At 32.4% G+C, this 6275-nt stretch carries 5 protein-coding genes and 3 tRNA genes; 7 read left to right on the forward strand and 1 reads right to left on the reverse strand.

The features are described 5' to 3' along the window. The first annotated feature begins 46 nt into the window (after positions 1 to 46). The 4 genes from C1X07_RS04485 to C1X07_RS04500 are packed head-to-tail and all read left to right on the forward strand — an operon-like array spanning position 47 to position 3481. Complete coding sequence (locus tag C1X07_RS04485) at positions 47 to 691, forward strand: DUF4159 domain-containing protein (protein WP_394335660.1); 645 nt, start codon at positions 47 to 49, stop codon at positions 689 to 691. Further along, positions 691 to 1203, forward strand: coding sequence for a TrmH family RNA methyltransferase (locus tag C1X07_RS04490; protein WP_103068747.1), 513 nt, complete (start codon positions 691 to 693; stop codon positions 1201 to 1203). Before C1X07_RS04485 ends, C1X07_RS04490 begins: the two co-directional genes overlap by 1 nt. A gap of 1 nt (position 1204) precedes the next feature. Beyond that, a complete protein-coding gene (locus tag C1X07_RS04495; protein ID WP_103068748.1) occupies positions 1205 to 2293 on the forward strand; it encodes an AI-2E family transporter in 1089 nt (362 codons plus the stop codon). Continuing rightward, the gene (locus C1X07_RS04500; RefSeq protein WP_103068749.1) at positions 2294 to 3481 is read left to right on the forward strand and encodes a THUMP-like domain-containing protein; all 1188 of its coding nucleotides are present in this window, start codon (positions 2294 to 2296) and stop codon (positions 3479 to 3481) included. A gap of 13 nt (positions 3482 to 3494) precedes the next feature. Here the strand turns inward: C1X07_RS04500 and C1X07_RS04505 are convergent, their stop codons facing one another. Then, on the reverse strand, positions 3495 to 5090 hold the full coding sequence (locus C1X07_RS04505) for a hypothetical protein (RefSeq protein WP_128755195.1): 1596 nt from the start codon (positions 5088 to 5090) through the stop codon (positions 3495 to 3497). Between the two features lie 270 nt (positions 5091 to 5360). Here C1X07_RS04505 and C1X07_RS04510 point away from each other — a divergent pair. From C1X07_RS04510 to C1X07_RS04520, 3 genes are all read left to right on the forward strand, one after another. After that, positions 5361 to 5444 (forward strand) — tRNA-Ser (locus C1X07_RS04510). 34 nt (positions 5445 to 5478) lie between these two features. Further along, positions 5479 to 5553 (forward strand) — tRNA-Pro (locus C1X07_RS04515). Positions 5554 to 5575: 22 nt separating this feature from the next. Further along, positions 5576 to 5649, forward strand: a tRNA-Arg gene (locus tag C1X07_RS04520). Positions 5650 to 6275 lie beyond the last annotated feature (626 nt).

The raw sequence follows: 6275 nt of genomic DNA on the forward strand, positions 1-6275 counted from the left end.
GTGCATAATTTTAGTACTTTTAGGCTTAATTTTTTAGACGGGTATTATGATGAAACTTACGGGCTTCGCTTTCTTTTTTTTGATTTCTATATCGATCTATAGTCAAGATATTGCTATTCTACAATATAAAGGAGGCGGGGATTGGTATAGTAACCCTACGGCTTTACCCAATCTTATTTCTTTTTGCAATCAAAATATAAACACTACCATAAGTGCTAAACCCAAAACAGTAAAACCAGAAAGTGTAGATATATTTCAATATCCATATATTCATATGACAGGACATGGCAATGTTTTTTTTACAGATGTAGATGCCGAAAACCTAAGAAATTATCTGTTAAGTGGAGGTTTTTTACATATAGATGATAACTATGGGATGGAGCCTTATATTCGAAAAGAGCTTATTAAAGTTTTTCCTGATAAAAAATTAGTAGAGTTGCCTGCAACGCACCCTGTTTTTTCTTCTAAATACAATTTTCCTGAAGGTCTACCCAAAATTCATGAACATGATGGAAAGCGCCCAGAGGCTTTGGGTATAATACATGATAATAGGTTAATATTGCTTTTTACATTTGAAAGTGATCTGGGTGATGGATGGGAAAACCCCGAAGTACACAATGATCCCCAGGAGGTTCGTACAAAAGCGCTTAAGATGGGGGCAAATATTATTAAATACGCTTTTGAGAATTAATGGCTAAACAATTATACCACGATAACACCCGGTTTGTTAAAAAACAATTTCCGATTACCATTATATGTGATCGTGTAAATTCTCCTGCAAATATTGGAAGTATCTTTAGGATTGCTGATAGTTTTGGCATTGAACAAATTTATTTTTGTGGAGAAGATATTACTGTGATTAGCAAACGAATGCAGCGTACCTCAAGATCCACTCATGAGAGTATTGCATATTATCAAATAGAAGATGTTATTGATACGGTACAATCATTTAAATCTAAAGGATACACCCTTTTGGCTTTAGAGATAACAGATGATAGTATTCCAGTTTTTAGATATAAACCTGAAGTCGATGAAAAAATAGCACTTGTTATTGGAGAAGAGAGTTCTGGCGTATCTGATGAGGTATTAAAATTGGTAAAAAAGAGCATCCATATTAATATGTATGGTAATAATAGTAGTATGAATGTAGCTACGGCTACAGGAATAGCTATCTACGAACTAACAAAACAATTATCTTTGTAATATGAACTCTAAAACAATTGCATACGGTATTCTAAGGGCAGTAGCAGTACTTATTGGTATTCTACTATTACTATGGTTTCTTTATAAAATACAATCTGTTCTTATTTATATTGCTTTTGCAGCAGTGATTTCATTAATGGGACGACCATTGGTATTGTTTCTTAAAAATAGGCTTAAGTTTAAAAATTCTTTGGCTGTAGTTGTAACTCTTTTAATAACGATAGGGTTGTTTTTAAGCATTTTTATGTTATTTGTTCCTATTGTTAGTGAGCAAGGGCAATTGATAGGTGAAATAGACATCAATAAAGTGGGAGATGATCTGGATAGACTTACTCAAGAAGTTAGTAATTACTTTAATATACAGAAACTAGACTCTATCGAGTTAATCAAGCAAACAGATTTAATGCAGTTCTTTGACCTAAAAGCTATTCCTAATGCTATTAATACTTTTTTAAGTGGTTTTGGAGCTCTTTTGATTGGATTATTCTCTGTGCTATTCATCTCTTTTTTCTTGTTAAAAGATAGCCTCCTTTTAGAAAACAGCTTATTGGTTTTTGCTAAAAAAGAAGATGAGAATAAATTCATGACGGCATTTACAAAAATCAAAAACTTACTCTCTCGGTATTTTGTTGGTTTACTACTACAAATTTTCATTCTGTTTGTCTTATATACCATTCTTTTATTAGTATTTGGCGTTCATAATGCGATTGCTGTGGCTTTAATTGCCGCAATTTTTAATCTAATACCATATATTGGTCCTTTATTTGGTGGAATATTTGTGCTTATACTGGCTACAACTAGTAATCTTGGTCTGGATTTTCAAACCGTCATTTTACCCAAATTATCTTATATTCTAATAGGTTATCTGATTATTCAGTTAATAGACAATTTTTTAAATCAACCACTAATTTTTGGCAACAGTGTAAAGTCTCATCCGTTAGAAATATTTTTAGCTATACTTATTTTTGGACTTCTTTTTGGTATAGGAGGACTTATTGTTGCGGTACCTTTTTATACTGCTATTAAAGTGATCGCTAAAGAATTTTTATCAGAATATAAGATTGTAAAAAAATTGACCAAAGATTTATAATTGAACACATTACTGTTACATAAAGAAGTTCAGGAGTTTATTACTGAAAAATCTCAAAGCACAATAGATATAAGTACTTTAGTCTTAAAAGGAAGTCCTTTTAAAGATATTACGGCAAAAGAACTAGCACAACAAGTTATTGGAAAACGTAAAGCAAAAGAAAAACTTTCACTGTGGTATAATACAACCAATATCTACTACCCTCCTACACTTAATCTTGAGCAAACTTCTTCTGAAGCTACTGCTTTGTATAAAAGTAAACTCGTATCAGGAGAAACTCTAATAGATCTGACTGGTGGTTTAGGGATTGATGACTATTATTTTTCGAAAAAAGTAAAAAATGTAATCCATTGCGAGCTTAATACAGAACTAAGTGAAATAGCGAAGCATAATTTTGGTATTCTCGATCAAAAAAATATTAAAACTATTGTCGGAGATGGAGTGGTTATACTAAAAGATCAATCTACCATAGATTGGATATACATAGATCCTTCGAGAAGGCATGATAGTAAAGGAAAAGTGTTTTTTTTGGAAGACTGCCTACCTAATGTTCCGGCGAATTTGGATTTTTTGTTTAGTAAGTGCAATAATATTTTGCTTAAAACCTCTCCGTTATTGGATTTACAAATTGGAATTAAAGCCCTTCAAAATGTAAAAGAGATCCATATTGTTGCAGTAGATAATGATGTCAAAGAATTGTTATGGATTCTTGATAAATCATTTACCGGAGATATAACTATCAGGACTACTAATATCCTAAAAACGAACAACCAAAGTTTTTCTTTTTTATTAAAGGATGAAGTAGATCAATCTGTTGATCTTGGATTACCAATGAAGTATCTTTATGAGCCCAATGCTGCAATTCTAAAAAGTGGTGGTTTTCTATCTGTATCTGAAACCTATGGAATAAAAAAACTTCATATCAACTCACATCTATATACTTCTGATCTTAAAATTGATTTTCCAGGAAGGAAGTTTGAAATAACGGCTATATACCCCTACCAAAAGAAAGTGCTTTCTAAGACAGGTATTACCAAAGCTAATATTACAACACGCAACTTCCCTGAAAGTGTCGCAGCACTTCGCAAAAAGTTCAAAATAAAGGATGGAGGCGATAACTATCTCTTTTTTACTACAGACTGTGAGCAAAATAAGAAAATAATTGTTTGTAAAAAGCTTCTTGTATAAAGTATCCTTTAGGTTACTCAGCCAGAGATATTTTAAGCAATAAGTTATTTTTTTTGCCATCAGAAACCTCCATGATCATATCCTTATTAGGTAATGTAGCTGCCTTGGTAAGTTCTAAAATATCTAAACGAGAATTTCTAATATCACTTCCTGTAAGAATTGCTTCTTTAGTTGTTTCTCCCGTAACATCATCAATTACATAAGAGGTTAGGTAAATAAATTCTTTTTTACCATCAAAATAACGTCTGGGAGTTTCATCAAATGATCGCTTAAGATTGGTAAAATCATCTACATAAAACAGGTAGTGTTTTCCTTTATCTTCAAAATTCAAATAAGACATACTGCGTTTACTACTGGTACCTATTTGGTTTTTGGGTAATTTATGCATCCACCCGATTGTATTATTTGACAATAGTTTAAAGGCAAAAATATCTCTATAGTAATATTTATAGGTAGTTCGGGAACCCGAAGAGCTCGATGTAGTAAACGACTCTACATAGCGCTGTTCTCCAAACAAAGTTGTGCTACCATCAGCGTTAAACATAATATCATTAACCCTAAGTTTCTCGAAATCTTTTAAATCTTTTTCCTTTTGTGTCCCTTCATTTATTCTTTCTTCTCTTTTTAGAGCCAAATCCTGCAGGGTTTCAAGAGGAATATCGCTCTTTATTACCTTGTCTATCTCGCCATTATCCGATAGTGTGGCAGTAAAAACACCAGAAACTTCAGCCTTATTGCCAGAATTAGCATAAAAACCTGATACTTTTATTTTACCATTTTCATCTGCTTCTATAGCAGCATCTGTGATAGATCTACCAGGAATATCAATTCTACTACTAATAACTTCACCACGATTCTCCGTGATCTTAAAAAATTCTGTATGATAGGTATCTTCTAATTTATTTTTGTTATCCGACCCAGCGTTAAAGATAGATGCTGTCATATAAAAATTGCCATCATTACCTATCGCAAAGCTTTCATTTTGCATCTTATCAGATGCATATGGCATGGTAGCTTTTCTTTTCCAGAGAAGGTTTAGATCATCACTATATACAGCAATTCCTACTTTATCGCCTTTATTATCTCCTGTTTGCACTCTAAATACCACCGCCAAATATTTACCATCAGCAGATTTTTTAAAAGCAAATTTGTTTATTCTTCCTCCTGCATCAAAACCATATGTACTTTTAAAACCAAAATCTCTATTAATATTCTCTTTATCATTAACAAGTTGAATTGGTTTTTCTACTACTATCCCTGTAAGTGATACTTTTTGAGCATATGCCCTATCATTAATAGAGTAAAACACCACCGCTTTTTCTCCTAGTTTCATTACAGTCTCAAAATCTCCTCTATCTTCGACGATTTGTCGCTTCTTTACATCCTCTTTAAGATTATCTAGAGAATATCGTTGTATGGTCATCGAATTACGTCCTTTTTTTATAGAAACCAACCTATTTCCCGAAGCAACATGATATGTGTTTATACTTTTTATCCTTTTGTACTTTTCTCCTACCTTAAAATCAAAATCTTTAAGCAGAATTGGTTTTTGGGCGTAGGTATATCCAGATGTGAACAGGATTAAAACAAGAAGAAATTTAAAATTCATCTTTACATTATTTTTATAGGTCTCCATAATAAGCAATAATAGGTCAATTGTATACAAATATATAAAAGAAGTATTTAAGGCTTCTGTTACTTAACGAGCATTTTTTTTTGTTATTTTTCTTAATTGAAAAAAACTGATTTTCAAGTTTTTAAAAAGAACCTTGAATTAAATAAAAAATAATGCTAAAAAAATGTTGCATTGTAGATTGATAAAACCTACATTTGCATCCGCATTTGAAACAGTAGTGCGACGTTCATAACAACATTTTTAGGAGAGGTGCCAGAGTGGTAATGGAGCAGATTGCTAATCTGTCAACGCGCAAGTGTTGCCTGGGTTCGAATCCCAGTCTCTCCGCTTTATTTTATTTAGATTTTTTATTCTAAAGAATCGGGGTGTAGCGTAGCCCGGTTATCGCGCCGCGTTTGGGACGCGGAGGTCGCAGGTTCGAATCCTGCCACCCCGACAATAAAATAAAGATACATACTGGTCGCGTAGCTCAGCTGGATAGAGCATCTGCCTTCTAAGCAGACGGTCACAGGTTCGAATCCTGTCGCGATCACAAGGATAACAAGGCTTTCAGGAAACTGAAAGCCTTTCTTGTTTTTGATTCTTATGATAACTTTTATTCTAGTGATCCAAAAAATAAAACCCTCTAGTTAGGGCTCTAGAGGGTTTTACTAAGATCACAACAATCACTTAAATAACAATTAAACTAAATCATATTGTAAATATAACTCGTATTTGAATGCCAATGTTACGGGTTTCCTCAGGGAGTATATCTTGCAAGAAGATCTTATAAGGAGATGATTTATTACTATACTTCTATTTTATAATTAGATACTAAGCTATATAACAAAACCCTCTAGACGGGGTTCCAAAGGGTTTAGTTAATATCGTAATCTCTTAAAAATACATTATAGCATAAAATTAGTATGTTTTTAAATACCGATGTTACGGATTTCCTCAGAGGGTCAATTGCCTCTATTTTATATTCTCAAAGCATCGTATTCTTATTATTCTTTCCTACTAAATGAAAAGATAAACATGATAAGGCTTTAAACCTGAATTCGACGTAAGAAATTGAGTTTTAAATCATAGAAAAAGCAGAATATTTAGTAAATTAAGGCATTGATTTTCAACTCACTAAAATTATTCTGCTTATGATTTCTAAAGATAAAATTACTG

Origin of the sequence: Aquimarina sediminis (assembly GCF_002895435.1) — a bacterium.
GTDB classification, from domain to species: domain Bacteria; phylum Bacteroidota; class Bacteroidia; order Flavobacteriales; family Flavobacteriaceae; genus Aquimarina; species Aquimarina sediminis.